The organism is Enterococcus hulanensis, from assembly GCF_005405485.1.
Classification (GTDB): domain Bacteria; phylum Bacillota; class Bacilli; order Lactobacillales; family Enterococcaceae; genus Enterococcus_A; species Enterococcus_A hulanensis.
The window spans coordinates 120814-136347 of record NZ_BJED01000006.1; the positions used below are offsets into that span (position 1 = coordinate 120814).

The window sequence follows — 15534 nt, forward strand, 5'->3', positions numbered from 1 at the left end:
TTTAGCATTTATTAAACTGTGTTTTTACTTTGGGTTCTTGAATCTTTACTAAAATTAATTTAGTGATTTCCATTAGCAGTACTGCTGAAGCGGCTAAGGCTAGTGCTAAACCAATGTCAGTTAAAGCAAAAGCTGTTGGAATAGCAAAGACTTCTCGCAACCCTGGCAACAATGTCAGGCTGAATAACCCAGCACAGACAAGGATCGCAAGCAAGACCATTTTATTAGAGAATAAACCAACTTGCAGCGACGTTTGGGTATTTGAACGAGCGGCAAAGGTTTGTAATGTTCGACTCAAAATCAAGGTAGAGAAGGCCATTGCGACACCCATTTCAGCTGATTGCTGGTTTCCAATCCATTGGGCTGTAATTACAGCTGCAGCAATCAAGATTCCTCTATAGGTTACAGAGATCAATGTTTTACCAGTAAAAATACCGCTATTTGGATCACGAGGTTGGCGTTTCATAATCGTTGGTTCTGCTTTTTCCATTCCCAATGCAATTGCCGGCAAAGAGTCATTGACCAAGTTGATAAAGAGTAGTTGTAAGGCGGTAAATGGATTTGCCCAACCGATCACCAATGCAAAAATGATCGCAATGATCGCACCTAAATTTCCAGCAAAAAGATAGGCAACAGCCTTTTTGATATTATCAAAAACATTTCGGCCGACTTCGACGGCTTTAATGATTGAAGCAAAGTTGTCGTCGGTCAGCACCATCGCGGCTGCATCCTTGGCTACGTCAGTTCCAGTTCCCATCGCGATACCAATATCTGCTTGTTTTAGGGCAGGGGCGTCATTAACACCGTCACCAGTCATAGCGGAGATTTTTCCTTTATCCTGCCAAGCACGTACAATGCGGATTTTATTTTCTGGAGAAACACGAGCATAAACCGTGATTTGTTCTAATTGTTCCGCCAATTCGGATTCGCTCAGCTGATCCAATTCAGCACCTGTCAATGCGAAATCGCCTTGCTGGAAGATCCCAATCTCTTTTGCGATAGCGACCGCAGTTGTCTTGTGATCTCCTGTGATCATCACTGTTTGAATGCCAGCAGAATTCGCATCAGCCACGGCTTGGAAAACTTCTTCTCTTGGAGGATCGATCATTGCTAATAAGCCGACTAATACAAGATTTTCTTCATCAGCTAGTGCCAATGAATTAGTCGAAACCTCCTTATAAGCAAAAGCTAGAACACGCAGCGCACGTTCAGAGAAAGATTCGTTTTGTTTCTGAAAACGCGTTTTAAGTTCAGGTGTAAACTCAACGACTTGTCCATCAAGTAAAACCTTTGAGCTGCGTTCAAAAACAATATCGGGACCACCTTTAGTCACCATGATTTTCTGCTGATCAATCGTGTGGAGCGTTGACATCAACTTACGGTCAGAATCAAATGGTAATTCCGCTTCACGAGGATATTTTTTACGCAGTTCACGATACGATTGATTTTTCCTTTCACTGAAATCGATCAATGCTATCTCAGTCGGATCACCTAGTTTTGTGCCATCATCGCTAATCGTAGCATCATTAGCCAATACACTAATCTCAATCAAGCGTTGTTCGTCTGCTTCCCAATCTTTGGGATCACTTGAAAATTCACCGCTTTGTCCATCCGCTAAGAAATAATCCACGACAGTCATCTTATTTTGTGTCAATGTACCCGTTTTATCGGTACAAATAATACTTGTCGAACCTAGTGTCTCAACGGCTGGCAGCTTGCGAATGATCGCATGCTGTTTCGCCATTTTCTTTGTTCCTAAAGAAAGAACGATCGTCACGATTGATTGCAAAGCTTCAGGAATCGCAGCCACGGCTACAGCGACCGCGAACATAAAAGCATTGACGATGTCTTGCGTCATATCCGTTGAACCGTCTAGGAAAACCCGCAATAATTGTACTCCTAAGATAATCAGCGATAAAATCAAAATCGCAAAACTTAATTTTTTACTGAAGCTATCCAAGCCACGTTGCAACGGTGTTCTTTGTTCAGTTGTTGATTCCAATAGTCCAGCAACTTGACCGATTTCGGTTTCGCTGCCAGTAGCTGTTACTAAGAATTTCCCGCGACCGTAAGTAACGATCGTACCACTAAAGACCATATTGATCCTATCACCGATGGGAACCTCTTGGTTTAATGTGCTGATTTCTTTTTCAGCCGGAGTAGATTCCCCTGTCAGCATACCTTCGTCAACTTTTAATGACCCAGCTTCAAGTAGGCGCCCATCAGCGGGTACATAGTCACCGGCTTCTAAAATGACGATATCACCAGTCACGATTTCATTGGCAGGAATACTTTGCTCTTGTCCGCCTCGAAGAACACTGGCATCTGGTGCAGACAGCTTTTTCAAAGCATCTAGCGAACCTTCCGCCTTTTTCGTTTGAATCACACTTACGAACGAGTTTAGCAGGAGTACGGCGAAGATAACAAGCGATTCAACATGGGCACCCATAACCATTTGTATGACCGCGACGATCAGCAGAACGATCACCATCGCATCTTTGAAGGTTTCTAAAAATAAAGTCAGCGAGGATTTTTTCTTCGCTTCTTTTAGTTGATTCGGTCCATTTTCTTGCAGTCGCTGTTGAGCTTCTGCTTGACTTAGACCTTCAGGTGCAGTGTTTAGTTCTTTCATTAATTCATTTGTTTCTTGCTGGTACATGTGTTTTGTCAATTTATATCCTCCAATATTTTTTATTCACTTGATTCGGCAATTTTTTTGCAAGTAGATGATACCTGGTGTGTGCTTGAGAAGACTAACTTGTGAATGAGAGTCATCTCATCGTACGAACTCGCAAAAAAAGAGACCCAAGGCAAGCGTTTAAACTTGTCTTAGGTCTCACCATTTCATACGATACCAGAAAACCATTGCTGGTTGACTTACTGTTGATATCACAACAACTTTCATTGCCGGTTACTCCCCTAAGGAGTTATTAATATGTTTAAATCCTAACGGAAAACATTTTTGATTGCAAGAAAAATGCTGAACTGTCAAAATTGATGCGGCAAATAACTTAAAAAAACCTTGATAGTCTCGTTTTTTTGAAGTTATTTAATTTTTATTAAGGGACTATTTTCCGGCAACGATCGTCTTGATCGTACTTTCATCTAAACCTTTTAGAACTTGGATCAGCATTTCTCGGGCAGCATCAAAATCAGCGATACTGAACATTGTTTGGTGAGTGTGGATATAGCGTCCGCAAACCCCGATGACTGTACTTGGAATTCCTTCATTTGCAGTATGTGCCGCACCCGCATCTGTTCCACCTTTGGAAACAAAGTATTGGTAAGGGATATTGTGCGTTTCCGCGGTATCTAAGAGATATTCCCGTAAGCGAGGAAGTAAGATCATACCAGGATCTTGGATACGCAATAAGGTTCCTTCGCCTAAATGACCAAAGGTTCCGTTAGTCGTGACTAGATCATCGGCCGCTGAACAATCCACCGCGAAGAATAAATCTGGCTGAAATTTTATGACAGCAGGTTTTGCCCCACGCAAGCCAACTTCTTCTTGTACGTTGGCACCAGCGATCAAAGTGTAGTCCAGTTTTTCTTTTTGCAAGGCTTCTAGTGCTTCTAATACGACAGTGCAGCCATAACGATTATCCCAAGCTTTGCTGATAATATTTTTGCCGTTTGCGGTTTTAACCGTTTCAGTTTGGGGGATGATCGTGTCACCAGGCAGGACACCATAGGCTAGCGCCTCATCTCTGGATTCAAAGCCGGCATCAAAAAGGATATCTTCAACTTTGACTTGACCTTGTCCGTTGGTTCCTCGCAATAGATGCGGTGGAACAGAAGAGGAGATACAAGGATAGTTGCCCTTGCTGGTTTTTAAGGTAAAGCGTTGTGCAGAAACCACATAAGGATTCCAGCCGCCTAAAGGCACTACCTTAAATAATCCGCGAGGAGTAATCTCTGTCAGCATGAAGCCGACTTCGTCCATGTGAGCTGCCACCATCACTCTTGGTTTGTTTTCATCAGTTTGACGCAGACCAAAAATACCGCCTAAGCCATCTTGCTGCACCTCATCGACTAATGGTGTGATCGCATTACGCATGTAACTGCGAATATCTTCTTCAAAGCCGCTGGTTCCCTGCAGCTCGGTTAATTCTTTGATTCGTTGAAAAGTTTTTTCTTCCATCTAAATTCCTCCTCAAATGTTAAGATCCGTTCTCATTATAAGTCTTTGGTACGTGAAAATAAATTAATTCAAAATCGAGAAATTGCTGATTGCTTTTTTGTTGCGACTCTCCAAAAGCTTTCTCGGTAATCTCGGCCAATTCCGTTAAAGAAAAATCCTCTGCAAAGTATTCTTGGAAAAATTCACGACTGAACTCTTCGTGTTTGGTATAAGAAAATCGTTTCGTCCGATAGGAAATTTGCATTTCATCTAGAAATGTTTTACAGCGTTCATTTAAAAGCAAATCAGGATTCTTTTCTTCATAGGAAGAGAAGAGCTGATCTTCATCCTTGACCACCCGCAAGAGTAAACACCAATCTTTACTGGCTTGGCAAAAATCCAGTAAATCTGTTTTAGTCTGCAACGCAGGGTTCATCGCTGAAAAGACAAGATCATAGCTCTGTTTTTTTCGATTCAGAAAAACTTCCTGAGCTTGATTGATGAACTGGACATTTGTATCAGCTTTCTCAGCGGCAAGCTTTAGCATCTCTTGAGAAATGTCCAATAGATCGTATGCTTTTACATATTCTTGGAATGTAGATAAATAGCGACCTGATCCACCCGCAAGATCCAAAAAAGTTTGGCAGGGGAGAATTTTTTCTGCTAGCAAGAAATCCCGCAAATCTTCAGCAATTGGAAAAGGAGATTCTTGTTGAATCGCTTCATATTCTTCGGCGAAATCATTCCAAAATAATTCAAGGTCATTTAAATATTCAGACATAATAATCTTCTTTCTAAGCATCGATTTTCTTCAGTATACACTTCAAAAAAGTGAATTTGAACTCTGGCGAATGAGGAGCTTCTTTTCAGCTAGTTAACAGAAAAAAATCTTGCCTTGATTAAACAAGGCAAGTAAATGGAATAGAGTCGCGTAATCTTTACTTTAATTTCTGCTGCTCGCGCTTGGCGATCATCGGCAGGATCATTCCAAGGAGGATCAAGACGATCGGTGTAACGATATTTGAGATCAATTGGAATATCCAAGAGCTGGGATCGGCTGCGTAATCCACTTTAGGCAGCATGCCTAAAATACAAGCAAGAATCGTGAAGGCAAAGCACCAGAAACCAACGAAGAAGCCAATTTTCGGATTTTTAATGAATTTGTACTCGGAATTGAATTTCTTGTATTGTGCATTCAGCATCATGTAAGCGAAGAATACCCAGATATAGCGCATCGGCATTACGATGGAATTTAGATTAGTCAGCCATTGCACTAAAATACTCATACTCTTGATACCAAAAATTGGCAGGATGATGATAATGCTCACGAGTAGACCAGTCAGTAAATAGCCATTGACTAAAGTGCCTTTTTTACTTTTTTTGCGCAGCCACTGAGGAACATACTCAGGATCAGCGTCTGATAATAAGATTTTTAGAGGTGCATCGATGGAGAAAGCTAAGGCGGAAGATTGAACGGCTGTTTGAGCCAAGCCATAGATAATCATCAAGAGATTGCCGACGCCTAGATGATTCCCTAAGATTTGGAAGGCGCTGTATGCACCATTAGCCATCAAGTCATCTGGGATATTATTGCTGTCAAACAGCATTCCCATTGCTACAGAACCAAGGACGGCACTCAAACCGATCATCGTTGCCATGAAGATCATAGCTTTCGGGAAATTCTTTGTAGGTCGATCAATTGAATTTACATAAGGGGAAATCTTTTCAGCACCGCCAACAGCAAAAACCAACATAGAAATGGTGGCGAAGTAGTTTAGGTTGAAATCTGGAATGTACGTTTTAACGTCACCCATATTAGGTGTTGCGGTCTTAAATGAAGGATCAATAAATGGAACAGCGACAGCTAAAATGATGAATAAAATCGACATAATCAGCATCCCTGAACCGGCCACACTTCCGATAACTTTCAGCGTGGTCAGACCTTTTGTGGAAAGAAATAAAAAGATTAAGAAAATAATCAATGAAATGATGGCAACAGTCTGAACGCTCATATCAGTGGCGACCTGACCATTTCCTTTGAATACCCAGCCAAGGGCGATCAAAACGGATTGCGGTTTTTGCGCTAAGTAGGTGATGTGGACGACCCAATAAGTCCAAGCGGCGTAATAGGCGAGCTTTCTTTTGCCCGTGGTTTCCTTAACCCACGAACTGACCCCGCCGGAGCTTGTTTTAAAGGTGGAGCCCAATTGTCCGACAATCAGTGCGTACGGAATAAAATAGAGGAGCATGATCAATATCCAAGATACTACGACGGAAATCCCTTGCTGGGCATAATTATTGACGACATTACCGAAACCCCAGACCATACTAAAAGCAATCATTGAAACAGTGAACCAGCGGATCTTTTTATCAGCCATTTGTTTTTCTTCCCTTCTCTCTAAGTGCGAAACTTCACATGACTATAAGTAAAACGCTTACACGTCCTACTTATAAGTATAAAGAAGATAAGCAGCAATATAATTCACTTTACAGATTTCTAATTTACTTTTTGGTAATTATCATTTTTGCAGCTAATATATTTTTTTCATTTGCCAAAATCGTGATAGAATGGGCTTTGAAGCAACTATGAACCTTTAATCGAATCATTTGCGAATTTTCATGTTAGCAGATTGCACCCCTATAAAAAGTACTGGAAGTGAAAAGATGGAAATCAGACAGAGTGAAAGAACAGCGTTAATGCCTTTTTTAGATGAAGTATTTGAACAGCAGCACAAAACACAATTTTCGGATAATATGTTGGATGCAGATGAAAAGACGCTAGCCTATGGGGCATGGATCGATGAGCAATTAGCCGGAGCAGTTGTTGGAAAAAAGCAATACGATACACTGCATATTTCATTGTTGGGTGTAGGAGATGAGTATAAAAAATTAGGAGTAGGCTCCAAATTGATGCAAGCAATCGAAGAGCAGGCGCTTCAAGAAAAAGTAAAAACCATTACTTTGACGACGAAGGCTTATCAAGCATTAGGCTTCTATCTAAAGCACGGGTATGAGGTTTTTGGTGAGCTGGAAGATGTTCCAATGGTCGGCACAACAAAATATTACTTAGTCAAAAGAATAAGCAGATGAATTTTCCTTTCATCTGCTTATTTTTAATTCAGTTTTATAAAGTTGTTGCTAGAAATAATAATATTGAAGGACCATAATGACAATCAAAACTAAAATCCCTGGTAAATAATTGGAAACGCGAATTTTGGTGAGCTTCATGACATTTAAGCCGATTGCTAAAATCATCAATCCGCCGATTGCGCTGATTTCATTCATAAGACTATCTAGCAATTCTTTTGGCAAGTAACGGACGATGATGCTGGCAAAGATCGTGATGGCACCTTGGTAAATCAAAACCGGAAAGGCTGAGAAAAGAACTCCGATACCTAAAGATGCAGTTAACATGATCGACATGAAGCCATCCATCACTGCTTTAGTGAACAAAGTCTGATGATTACCGCTAACGCCGCTTTCAATTGCTCCAATAATTCCCATCGAACCAATCACATAGATTAAGGTTGCGGTCACAAAGCCCTCTGCAAAATTACTATTCCCGCGAGCAAATCGATTTTCTAGAAATAAGCCTAACCGAGTCATGGAGTCTTCAATCTTTAAAAATTCTCCGATCATTCCGCCCAGACAAATACTGATGATAATCACGATAAACGAACTCGCCTGCAGCGACATTTGGATCGCTAAGGCGATGACACCTAAGGAAATTCCTTTTGTAACGGTATCCTTTGTCTGCTCTGTAATATTTCGCAGAATGATACCAGAAAAACTCCCCGCTATAATCGCGAGGCAATTCACTACTGACCCAAACAACAACATAACACTCACCCGTTTCTATGATTTCGATTAAAGAATAATTAAACGTTATTTAGACATCATCTTACCATGAGTGGAATTTTTTTTGAATAGCAATCAAAAAAGACTGCATCCCCATCCACAAAAATAGACAGGTGATGCAGTCTTAAATAGTTAGAATGAATAATTAAGCGGCTTTTTCACGTTCACGTTTGGCTAGAGTCGGCATGATGAAGCCTAAACCAATCAATACAACGATGCCGACAATGTTGATGATTAGTTCGTGCCAGAATAGACTTGAACCATAAGCGGCATCTTGCGGTAAAACTCCAAATAATGTAGCAATAATGGTAACCGCTAAACACCAGCCGCCGACAAAAACAGCCATACGATCATTTTTGATAAAGACATAATCTGACTGGAATTTTCGGCTGTCTAAACGAATCCGAATGAAGGCATAGAAGATCCAACAAGTTACTCCGGGTGAAATAATTCCGTTCAGATTTAACAGCCAATTAAAGATGTCATTCATCTCAGGCAGAAAAACACCTAATAATAAGATGAAGGCACTTAAGGCAGTCGTCAAAATGTAGCCATTAATTGGTAAGCCATCCTCGTTCAGCTTCGTCAATTTCTTCGGCATGAACTGTTTACCTGTATCAGAGATCAGCATCCGAGTCATCGCATCCAATAAAACAGCCAGCAGAGCGCACATATAAATGATCTGTGTCACCGCGAAAACATACATTAAGGTATTTCCTAAATGGAAGAATTCTCCCAACCGTTGAAAAGCATAATAAGAACCGTTCATCTTCAAATTATTTGGCAAATGATGAGCGTTAAAGAAGACCCCTAATGAGAATGAACCAAAGACTGTTAAGAAAATCGTCATCACTGTCAGCATGATCATCGCTTTTGGAAAATCTTTTTGCGGTTTGCGCATCCGAGTCACGAATGGTGCAACCAATTCCGCACCGTTAATCGCGTAAATCAATAATCCAATCGTTGTTAAATAATGAAGATCGAATTTTGGGATAACAGCGCTAAGATTCATAGGCTGTGTTTCGATGTGTCCGTTTGGCATAAATAATGAAGCGAAGGTCATAAAGACAAATAAGATTGCCATGATGAACATGGCCCCGCCGCCTAAAGTGCTTAACACTTCCAATGATTTTTTAAAGTGGCGTTGCAGAAAAATAAAGGCTAAGAAAACACAAAAGGTCAATAAGGCAAACAGCGAGTTCGACATTTTGTCTTCCATAGAATCATTTCCATTGATCAGCCAGCCAAAGCCGACGACTACGGCATTAGCAGTATCGACTACGTATGGGATTGATGCTGCCCAATAAGTCCAAGCCGTGAAGTAACCCAAACGATCGCCGCTAGTTCCCCGTACCCACGAAGTTAAGCCGCCACCTTCGTGATTAAAAACGGATCCTAATTGTCCCACCATCAAAGAGTAGGGAATCACATATAATAGCAGTAAAATGATCCAAGAAGTAATCACACCTAATCCTTGGTTGGCAAAGTTATAAATAATATCATCAAAACCGATGACCGTAACAAACGACATCATGGCAAGTACAGGCCATGAGATAAAGCTTTTCTTTTCCTCAATCATGTAAGTTGCTCCTTTTATTTAAAAATATTTCAGCAGAGCAGCCAATGATGGAGGTTTGTTTCGATAGGCCACAACGATCCCCTTCCTGTTCACAAAATACGATCTATCTTCCCATAAAAAATAAAATAGTGCTACTAAAAACCGTTTCTTGGAGTGAGTTTACCATATTTCTAGTAGAGGACAGAAATTTCCTTATCAAAATCCCTCCAAAAAAAGTGCTCTTTCTATCATTTCCGAAGTTTTTTGGCTATACTAGAAGCACGAGTAAGTATACGAAATTTAGGAGGTACTTTATATGAATGACTTTTTAGCTGAGGAAGAAAACGAACAAACGGAAAAAATGGAAGAAAAAAATCCAATGTTGTTAAAATTATTGAAGCAACGGACGATTTTAATTTATGGTGAAATTACACAAGAATTGGCGAAGACGGTGACAGAACAGCTGCTTTATTTGTCAGCGATCAATGATGACCCGATTACTATGTTCATCAACAGCCAAGGCGGCCATGTGGAATCTGGCGACACGATCCACGACGTTATCCGTTTTATTAAACCAAAAGTAAAAATGATCGGTACCGGCTGGGTGGCCAGTGCAGGGATCACGATCTATTTAGCTGCGGATAAAAAAGATCGCTACAGTTTGCCGAATACCCGTTACATGATCCATCAGCCAGCCGGCGGTGTGCAAGGTCAATCGACTGAGATCCAAATCGAAGCGAAAGAAATCCTGCGTATGCGCAAACGTGTGAACAAACTGATTGCTAAAGCGACAGGTCAAACACTAGAAAAAATCGAACAAGATACTGATCGGAATTTCTGGCTTTCAGCAGAAGAAGCCAAAGATTATGGAATTGTCGGAAAGATCGTTGAATCCGATACAGCCGTTAAATAAGAATCAAAGAACAGTGAGACGAGCGCGAGCTCGTCTCTTTTTTATGGTCTGCAGGTGAAAGAAGACATTCAACATATCGCAAAAGAGCTGTTTCTTTTATTCAAAAAATTTTAACCTTTTTTGAATAAAAATGAATAGACAACAAATTATGAATCTGCTAAGGTTAGAAGAAAAATAAAATTTGATGTGAAAATTTTAAGGAGGAACAAATTTGGGTGCGAAATTGAAAGAGTTGTTAGGCTTACCTTCTTTGCGTGAGGCTCAGTTGATGAGTGGACAAAATTGTTTGAATCAGACAGTCACATCTTTATCTTTCTTGGATATTTCAGATATGGATGACTGTGCAGCTTTGCTTGAGACAAATGAATACCGCTCTGGGGAGTTGATGCTGACATCTTTTTTTAACATCAAAGACGATATAGCAAAACAATGTGAAACAATTGGTCGATTACATAAGATGGGTGAGTTGGGAATCATTCTTTACTATGTGGGAATCGTGCTGCCAAGATTGTCACCGGAAGTGATCAAAACAGCAGAAGAGCTAGACTTTGTCATTATTCAAATGCCAAAAAATCAAAGCCAAATTCGTTACAGTGAAGTAATTGTCGAAGTGATGGCGGAAATCTTGAAAGAACGACCAACTGAAAATATTGTGAATGAAGTGTTGGAAAAGGCGTCACTTTTGCCAGAGCATTTACGGACTGTCGAGGTAACATTGAAGCTGCTATCTGACCTGTTGCGCACAAATATTATTCTGACAAATGCGGATAATGAAATAGTCAATCAAATCAAATGGCCTCGCAACTCTTCCATCGATTTAGAACGAATATTACGTCGTGTTGTGGTGGATGACGGCCAGCAGGTTCAAAAAAATGATTTCGCGATTTTTTACAAAGAACTTTATCACAAAGAAAACGGGATGCTGCGCTTTTATCTTTTGAAGGAACATGAGCTGTTGACGGAAGTGGAATGTACTCAGGCGGTGGAATTATTGCAGGTTGCGATGAACCTATGGGGTAAAAAACATGGAGAGATCAGTGAATATGCCTTAGTCCAAGCCATCTTAAATGATGAAAGTGAAAAAATGTATCGTTTGGCCAACCATTTGAAGATCAACGTTAAAGGGATCGGGCTGATGTGGCTGCTGCAATTAAATGATCTGAGAGAAGAAAAAAAGTTAAAAGAAAATATTCTCGCCTATGCTTCGAACTATTATAAGACCTGTGTGGCACAATTAATTGATGATCAATTGATTGTATTATTGGGAAATTATTGCCATTCTGATTCAGAATTAGAGCTGGGAGAGGATTATCTGCAAGCCACTCCGTACCAAGAGATGATTGATAGTATTGTTTTGTGCCCGCGGCTACGGAATACGACCGATGTACGAATGACGTATCAATTAGTCAATAAAGTCGCTTTGCAGCTGCCAAAACTATTCCACGGGAAGAAAAGTTTTTCTATCAGTGAGATTCGCCAAGTTGTTCATGCGAGTAAATTGATTCAAGCCGGAGAAGCAGAGGTGGAAGAGACCTTGAACGTGCTGGCACCAATTATGGACAGCAAAGAACAGCTCATGACTTTGTGCAGTTTTTTATTGGATGCGGGAGCGGATTATCAAGTTTGTAGCGAACAATTATTTATTCATAAAAATACGGTGAAGTATCGTATAAAAAAAATCAGCGAAGTTTTAGGCTACAATGTCATGCGCTTTTCTGAGAGCTATGAATGTTACGTAGCCTGTCTAGTCTATCGTATGATCAGTTTATAAACTTAACAAAAAAAGCGGCTCGAATTCCGAGCCGCTTTTTTTATAGTAGTGTCAATAAGGCGTCGATATCTGCTTCTTTTGTTGCCCAGCTAGTAGCAAAACGAATCACGGTATGTTCGTCATCGTACTGTTCCCAGAAGCTGAAAGCAACTTCCTTTTTTAGTTCTTCCATTTGATTGTTTTCTAAAATAATAAACTGCTGATTAGTGGGAGAATCTAAATAGAAGCGGTAATTTTTTTCTGCCAAACCATTTTTCAACTTCGTGGCCATTGCAATCGCATGCTCGCTAATTTCAAAATACAACTGATCGGTAAATAAAGTATCGAATTGCAGTCCGAGGAGTCGTCCTTTAGCTAATAATGCACCTTGCTGCTTCATATGAGCGACAAAATACTCAGGTAAATTATTCTTTGTAAAGACGATTGCTTCACCTAAAAAAGCCCCAACTTTTGTTCCGCCAATATAAAAAACATCGCAATATTCCGCAATCAACGGCAAGGTTAAATCAGATTCAGGACTGGCTAAGCCGTAGCCTAAACGTGCGCCGTCCAAAAAGAGTGGAATTTTATACTCGTGACATACATCAGAAATATTTTTTAATTCTTCTTTCGAATATAAGGTCCCATATTCCGTCGGATGAGATAAATAAACCATTCCAGGGAAGACCATGAACTCTCGATTGTCATCTGCCCAAAATTGTTCGAGATACTCACGAATTTGCTGAGCTGAGATTTTTCCATTTGTTTGTGGCAGGCTCAAGACTTTATGTCCAGAAAATTCGATCGCACCAGTTTCATGGGTCGTGATATGACCAGTCTCAGGAGCGATAACGCCTTCAATTTTTTTTAATAAGGAAGCAATAACTAAGGCATTCGTCATCGTTCCGCCTGCGATGAAGTAGACATCCGCCTCAGGACAGAGACAGGCTTGGCGGATTTTTTCAACCGCTGAAGCAGAGTATTGATCCCGACCGTAGCCGCTCAGCTTTTCTTCATTCGTCTCCAGCATACGTTGCAAGATTTTTTCGTGTGCACCTTCTAAATAATCACTTTCAAAATTTAACATAAGGAACTCCTTTCATCGCGCTTAACTATCTTCTATTGTAGCAGATTAGACGAGTGTAGCAGATTAGACGAGCTCAAAAAAAGCCTGTGAGATAATGCTTCACAAGCTTCTAATAAATTAAAGTTCAATGGTTTCACCAACCGCCATAACTTTGCCAACATTTTCCGGCAGGAGTTTAACGAATGCTTCCGGATCTTGCTCGATGACTGGGAAGGTATTGTAATGGATCGGTACGACTTGCTTGGCCTTCAAGCGTTTGGCAGCACTAGCAGCTTCCTGTGGCCCCATCGTAAAATTATCTCCGATCGGCAAAAAAGCGATGTCAATATCAAAGGCTTCTCCAAAGAGTGCCATGTCACCAAAATTTGAGGTATCGCCAGCATGATAGATCGTTTTTCCTTCCGCCTGCAAAATAAATCCAGCCGGTTCACCCATATAAAGGGTTTGTCCATCTACTTCATATCCTGAGCTATGCTGTGCATGGACCATTTTTACTCGGCCAAAAGGAAAATCAAATTTTCCGCCGATGTTCATTCCATGTGTTCTCTCTACGCCATTTTTCTCTGCGAAGCTGCAAATTTCTACGATACTGATAACTGTTGCATCATTACGCTTTGCAATCGGAACCATGTCGCCAATGTGATCACTATGTCCATGGGTAACTAAAATCCAATCTGTTTCTACTTCGTCTGCTGTTAGGTCGGTCAAAGAATTCCCTGTTATAAACGGATCAAATAAGATTTTTTGCCCATCATCCATAACGATTGATAAAACTGAGTGACCATGATAAGTGATTTTCATAGTATCTCCCTCTCTTCCTGCACCTCTATTATAACGAAGACCTTCGATAATAAGTAAGCTTTTGCTTTTGCGTGAATTCGTTTAAACTAGAAGAAAGTAAGGAAAAAGTCTTGGAGGAATGAATATGCAATTAACCATTGATTCAAAAGTGAAAGAACAAGGGGTATCTTTGGCATACAGTGTCATTGAGTTTAAGAATGAGTCTCACAGTGAAAAGATTTGGCAAGAGGTGCTGAATCCGTTACTTCAAAAAATCGAAACAGAAGATACTTTGGAGAGTATCAAAGAAGATCCGCAAATCACAGCAACTAAAAAAGTTTATCGTGCTTTAGGGAAAGATCCTGCTCGTTTTCGTCCATCGTCTGACAGTTTATGGCGTCGTATCATTCAGCAAAAGGGCTTATATCAGATCAATGCGTTAGTAGATTTGAATAATTATTTTTCATTAGAATGGAAGCTGCCGTTTGGGTCTTATGATCTAGGAAAGGTAACTGAGCCAATCCAATTGACGGTTGGACCAGCAGAGGCTCGATATGCAGGGATCGGAAACAAATCTGTCAATATTGAAAATCTGTTAGTGTTAGCTGACGAGGAGGGCCCCTTTGGCAGTCCGACATCTGATTCAACACGGGGAATGATTTCTGAAGAAACAACGCGTGCCTTATTGGTAGGTTATCAATTTAATGAGGATGCCGTGGTTGATCAGGCAAAGGTGAAGGAAATTTTAGAAAACTATTTGACTGATTGTCGCGTTATCGAACAAGGCGTCATTTAAAAAACGAGGCAGAATTTCTGCCTCGCTTTTTATTCCCAATTTTTACAAACATCAACCCATTGTTTGAACTGAGTATATTTTTCTAATTCCGGTATCGTCAATTCGATCGCGTTGTTTGAACTGCCGCAAGCAGGATAGACACTTTCGAAACGTTTCAAGGATTCATCCAGATAAACATCAATGCCCGGATTAATTCCGAAAGGACAAACACCGCCCACCGGATGACCGATGACCGTCTCCACTTCATCAGCCTTCAGCATCAGCGCTCGTTCCCCAAAAGCGGCCTTGTATTTTGCATTGTCGACTTTTGCATCACCAGCAGCGACGATCAAGAGACTTTTCTCTGCCTTCTTTAATTTGAAAGACAAGGTTTTCGCGATGCGCTCAGGCGCACAATCCAGTGCTTGCGCCGCTAGTTCGACCGTGGCACTGGAGACAGGAAACTCCTGAATCCGCTCGGCGATCCCATAGTGTGAAAAATATTCTTTTACAGCTTCAACAGACATTTTTTTCCTCCTTCATCCGATGCATTTTTCTAAAAGAAAAATGTGATTCATCCGCAGTTCATTTATTGTGACAGACGACTTCCTACCAATGAAATCATTGACTGTCAAAAAAATGAAGCTGATTTTTATTTCGTGTAAAACTGGCAGATCGATATCTTAGTTTTAT

13 protein-coding genes are annotated in these 15534 nt (G+C 40.6%); 4 read left to right on the forward strand and 9 right to left on the reverse strand.

Annotated elements, in window-relative coordinates; genetic code table 11:
- Position 1: 1 nt before the first annotated feature.
- The 4 genes from FFR60_RS08295 to FFR60_RS08310 all read right to left on the reverse strand — a co-directional run bounded on the left by FFR60_RS08295 (position 2) and on the right by FFR60_RS08310 (position 6498).
- Positions 2-2659 (reverse strand): cation-translocating P-type ATPase, encoded by a 2658-nt coding sequence (locus tag FFR60_RS08295; protein ID WP_137663857.1) that lies wholly within the window; start codon positions 2657-2659, stop codon positions 2-4.
- A 408-nt stretch (positions 2660-3067) separates the two neighbouring features.
- Positions 3068-4141: a glutamyl aminopeptidase gene (gene pepA / locus FFR60_RS08300; RefSeq protein ID WP_137663778.1), complete on the reverse strand. Its 1074-nt coding sequence runs from the start codon at positions 4139-4141 to the stop codon at positions 3068-3070.
- A 19-nt stretch (positions 4142-4160) separates the two neighbouring features.
- The gene (locus tag FFR60_RS08305; RefSeq protein ID WP_088933326.1) at positions 4161-4901 is read right to left on the reverse strand and encodes a class I SAM-dependent methyltransferase; all 741 of its coding nucleotides are present in this window, start codon (positions 4899-4901) and stop codon (positions 4161-4163) included.
- 157 nt (positions 4902-5058) lie between these two features.
- Complete coding sequence (locus FFR60_RS08310; protein WP_088933325.1) at positions 5059-6498, reverse strand: amino acid permease; 1440 nt, start codon at positions 6496-6498, stop codon at positions 5059-5061.
- 286 nt (positions 6499-6784) lie between these two features.
- Between FFR60_RS08310 and FFR60_RS08315 the strand changes: the two genes are divergently transcribed.
- Positions 6785-7210, forward strand: coding sequence for a GNAT family N-acetyltransferase (locus FFR60_RS08315; RefSeq protein ID WP_137663779.1), 426 nt, complete (start codon positions 6785-6787; stop codon positions 7208-7210).
- A gap of 48 nt (positions 7211-7258) precedes the next feature.
- On the opposite strand, the gene FFR60_RS08320 is transcribed toward FFR60_RS08315, so the two are convergent.
- Together FFR60_RS08320 and FFR60_RS08325 are read right to left on the reverse strand one after the other, a co-directional pair.
- On the reverse strand, positions 7259-7960 hold the full coding sequence (locus FFR60_RS08320) for a DUF554 domain-containing protein (RefSeq protein WP_137663780.1): 702 nt from the start codon (positions 7958-7960) through the stop codon (positions 7259-7261).
- A gap of 163 nt (positions 7961-8123) precedes the next feature.
- Positions 8124-9557: an amino acid permease gene (locus tag FFR60_RS08325; RefSeq protein ID WP_137663781.1), complete on the reverse strand. Its 1434-nt coding sequence runs from the start codon at positions 9555-9557 to the stop codon at positions 8124-8126.
- A gap of 295 nt (positions 9558-9852) precedes the next feature.
- Between FFR60_RS08325 and FFR60_RS08330 the strand changes: the two genes are divergently transcribed.
- Both FFR60_RS08330 and FFR60_RS08335 read left to right on the forward strand, forming a co-directional pair.
- Positions 9853-10449: an ATP-dependent Clp protease proteolytic subunit gene (locus FFR60_RS08330; protein WP_088935900.1), complete on the forward strand. Its 597-nt coding sequence runs from the start codon at positions 9853-9855 to the stop codon at positions 10447-10449.
- Positions 10450-10660: 211 nt separating this feature from the next.
- Complete coding sequence (locus tag FFR60_RS08335) at positions 10661-12220, forward strand: PucR family transcriptional regulator (RefSeq protein WP_137663782.1); 1560 nt, start codon at positions 10661-10663, stop codon at positions 12218-12220.
- A gap of 40 nt (positions 12221-12260) precedes the next feature.
- Here the strand turns inward: FFR60_RS08335 and FFR60_RS08340 are convergent, their stop codons facing one another.
- Both FFR60_RS08340 and FFR60_RS08345 read right to left on the reverse strand, forming a co-directional pair.
- Positions 12261-13286 (reverse strand): threonine aldolase family protein, encoded by a 1026-nt coding sequence (locus FFR60_RS08340; RefSeq protein ID WP_137663783.1) that lies wholly within the window; start codon positions 13284-13286, stop codon positions 12261-12263.
- A gap of 117 nt (positions 13287-13403) precedes the next feature.
- Entirely contained in the window at positions 13404-14087 is a 684-nt protein-coding gene (locus FFR60_RS08345) for a metal-dependent hydrolase (RefSeq protein ID WP_137663784.1), read from the reverse strand.
- Between the two features lie 124 nt (positions 14088-14211).
- On the opposite strand from FFR60_RS08345, the gene FFR60_RS08350 reads away from it, so the two are divergent.
- A complete protein-coding gene (locus tag FFR60_RS08350) occupies positions 14212-14862 on the forward strand; it encodes a B3/B4 domain-containing protein (protein ID WP_137663785.1) in 651 nt (216 codons plus the stop codon).
- Between the two features lie 29 nt (positions 14863-14891).
- On the opposite strand, the gene FFR60_RS08355 is transcribed toward FFR60_RS08350, so the two are convergent.
- Positions 14892-15368: a YbaK/EbsC family protein gene (locus tag FFR60_RS08355; protein ID WP_088933321.1), complete on the reverse strand. Its 477-nt coding sequence runs from the start codon at positions 15366-15368 to the stop codon at positions 14892-14894.
- Positions 15369-15534: the final 166 nt, after the last annotated feature.